The 3,115-nt window shown below is 64.6% G+C and carries 3 protein-coding genes and 1 pseudogene; all 4 read right to left on the bottom strand.

What is annotated here, in order from left to right; translation table 11 throughout:
* Positions 1–121: 121 nt before the first annotated feature.
* Positions 122–955 (bottom strand): symmetrical bis(5'-nucleosyl)-tetraphosphatase, encoded by an 834-nt coding sequence (locus B3446_RS17900; protein WP_175126250.1) that lies wholly within the window; start codon positions 953–955, stop codon positions 122–124.
* Complete coding sequence (gene lptG / locus B3446_RS17895) at positions 952–2,130, bottom strand: LPS export ABC transporter permease LptG (RefSeq protein WP_175126249.1); 1,179 nt, start codon at positions 2,128–2,130, stop codon at positions 952–954. The genes B3446_RS17900 and lptG overlap by 4 nt, the downstream gene beginning before the upstream one ends.
* A gap of 93 nt (positions 2,131–2,223) precedes the next feature.
* Positions 2,224–2,958 (bottom strand): monofunctional biosynthetic peptidoglycan transglycosylase, encoded by a 735-nt coding sequence (gene mtgA / locus B3446_RS17890; RefSeq protein ID WP_191578226.1) that lies wholly within the window; start codon positions 2,956–2,958, stop codon positions 2,224–2,226.
* Positions 2,959–2,963: 5 nt separating this feature from the next.
* Positions 2,964–3,115, bottom strand: a pseudogene (gene aroE / locus B3446_RS17885) (shikimate dehydrogenase); the annotation flags it as partial.

The raw sequence follows: 3,115 nt of genomic DNA, 5'->3' as shown, positions 1-3,115 counted from the left end.
CGTGGGCGATCGTGCCCACGGGGACCGCGGCGTCGGGCGACCTACGAAGAACGAAAGAAAGCGACCTACGAAGACCTAAAGAAAACGCCCGACGAAGCCGCCAAAACCGAACCCCGACGCTTCACTCCGCCAAAGGATCCTGAAACTGCGAACACTTAACCTGCACGAGCTTCCGATCCTGCAACCGCAACGCAGTCAACGACCCACCCCACACGCACCCGGTATCCAGGCAGATCACGTCCGGCCGCTGCAACAACCCCAGCGTCGACCAATGTCCGAACACCGTCGTGACATTACGCGTCGCCCGATTCGGTACATCGAACCAAGGCACTAGCCCCGGCGGCCAAGCCCCCGGCGTCACCTTCGTTGCAAACTCCATGTGCCCGTTCGGCGTGCACAAGCGGATCCGCGTCAGCGCGTTGATGATCACCCGCATCCGCTTGCCGCCCTTGTGGTCTTCCTTCCAGGTGGCCGGCTCGTTGCCGTACATCTTTTGAAGCGCCTTCTGCCAGTTCGGGCCGCGCAGCGCGTCCTGGACCTCACCGGCCAGGGCCAATGTCTTGGCCACGTCCCACTTGGCCAGCGTGCCGGCATGGACCAGCAGATGGTTCTGCTCGAAATGCGCCAGCGGCCGGAAACGCAGCCAGTTGAGCAGGTCAGTGGCGTCCGGCGCCCGCAGGATGGATTCCAGCGTGTCTGATTTGGACGGTTTGCGCACGCCCGCGGCCGCGGCCAGCAGGTGCAGGTCGTGGTTGCCCAGGACGACCGTGGCGCGATCACCGAGGTCGATGATGCGGCGCAGGGTTTCGAGCGACTGCGGGCCGCGGTTGACCAGGTCGCCAGCGAACCAGAAGCGCGACTTGGGGTCGCCAACCAGGTCGGGGTGGGACAGCAAGCGATCCAGCGGCGAGCAGCAGCCCTGCACGTCGCCGATCATCCAGATACTGCCGTTCATGCGGGACTCTTGCTCCAGGGCCAACGTTGTTGGACGAGACGGGTGATGGTGTGGCGGTATTCCATGTAGCTCATGGCGCCCAGCGCCAGCGCCATGGCGCCCAGGTTCGGGCCCAGGGCTGTCAGCCAGGGCGGCCACTTGCCGAGCATGCCGACGTTCAGCGCAAGCTGGTTCAGCATGAAGAAGCCCACGCCCAGCAGGATGCCCACGAAGACCTTGGCGCCGACGCCGCCGCGGCGGGTTTGCATGAGGCCGATGGGGGCGGCGATGGTGATCATTACCAGCAGGGTGAAGGGGTAGGCCAGTTTGCGCCACAGGGCGACGACCTGGCGGTCGTATTGAAGCTGGTTGTCCCGCAGGTATTCCACGTAGTCGAGCAGCGTGACGATCGACATGCGTTCTGGCGTCAGCACGCGCGCCAGCAGGCGTTCGGCACTGAGGGTGGTGTCGATGGAGCGTTCGGGCAGCTTGATGACGGTGGCCGGCGGGTTCTTGGGCGGGCGGGCGTTGGCGAGCGCCTCGGCGGCTTCGGCGTCCAGGCGGGTTTCGGAGACATCCTTGAGCACCAGGTCGCCGCGCGTGAACGAGCCGGTGGGGGCGGTGGACAGTGCCGACAGCGTCAGGTCTTTCTTGAATTCGTAGAGGGTCACGCCGGCCACCTGGCCGTCGCCCTTCAGTTCGGCGATGTTGATGATGCGGGTGCCGCCATTGGCGGTGGGTTCCTTGAACCAGTAGCCGCTTTTGAGGCGGTCGCCGCCAGCCTTGCCGCGGAACATCAGGTTGGCTTCGCCGGTCTTGACCTCGGCCCAGGGCGTCACGTATTCGGACAGCAGGCCCGCGCCGATCATCAGCGGGATCGTGACGATCCAGAGCATGCGCAGCAGCTTCATGCCGCTGACGCCGGAGACCCGCAGGATGACGAGTTCGTTGCGCTGGGCCAGGCCCGCCAGCGCCAGGATGGCCCCGATCAGGAGCCCGATGGGCAGCAGGTCATAGAGACGGGTGGGGATAGCCAGCGCCTGCATGTACAGCAGGGCCATCATGGAGAACTTGTCGCCCACGTTGTCCAAGTCGTCCACCAGTGCGAAGAACGTGAAAAGGCCGAGCAGGGCCAGAAGGACCACTGCGCAAGAGCGATAGACCTCTCGGGCCAGGTAGCGACGTGCAGTACGCATGAAGGAAAAAGGAGTGGAGCGCGTAAACGTGAAAGCTTAACAAATCCCGCAGCCAGAAGACGGCCGGCAGGACCGATTTGTCCGGTTCCCCTTTCAGGGGATGTCGACCATCTGCATCCGGCGCGTCAGCACGCCGACCCGGGAATTCAGATAGTTGGACTTGCGGTGGCTGTCATAGAAGCGCGGGTTGGGCAGCATGGCCGCCAGCCGGGCCGACTGGCTGTTGCCCAGGTTGGCGGCGGTGGTATTGAAATAATGCTTGGCGGCGGCCTGGGCGCCGAACACGCCCACGCCCCACTCGGCCACGTTCAGGTAGAGCTCCAGGATCCGTTCCTTGCTCATGACGTGTTCGATCATGTAAGCCAGGACCAGTTCCTGGCCCTTTCGCAGGTAGCTGCGAGAACCTGACAGGAATAGATTCTTGGCTAGCTGCTGGGTGATGGTGGAGCCGCCGCGCATCTTGGAGCGTCCGGCCTCTTCCTGTTTCTGGTTGTATTCCCAGGCCTTGCGGATGGCGTCCCATTCGACCCCATCGTGACCCGTGAAATTGGAATCCTCGGAAGCGATCACCGCGCGCTTGAGCGACCGGTTGATCTTGTCATACGGCACCCATTCGTATTTCAGTTCGATCGCCGGGTCTTCCTTGCGCAGGCGCGACAGCTCTTCGCGCATCATCGCGCTGCTGCCCGGGTCGCGGTAGTTGTACCAGACCACCTGGGCGAACAGCCAGAATTGGTACAGCAGGATCGCGCACACCAGCGCCATCACCAGGCCGGTGGTGATCCGGAACCAATTGCGGCCGCCGCTGCGGCCCGTGCGCGTCGCCATGCCGTTCAGCTTCCGGCGGCCAGCGCCTCGCGCAGCGCTGCCAGGACGGGCGCGGCGTCGGGGCGTACGCCGTGCCAGATGTAGAAACTTTCGGCGGCCTGGCCGACCAGCATGCCCAGCCCGTCGGCCGTCAGGCCGGCGCCGTCGGTCCGGGCCT

Source organism: Achromobacter sp. UBA5777, from assembly GCF_002418565.1.
Lineage (GTDB): Bacteria > Pseudomonadota > Gammaproteobacteria > Burkholderiales > Burkholderiaceae_B > Achromobacter > Achromobacter animicus.
The sequence above is the reverse complement of the archived record's forward strand: the minus strand, read 5'-3'. Positions and strand labels throughout refer to the sequence as shown.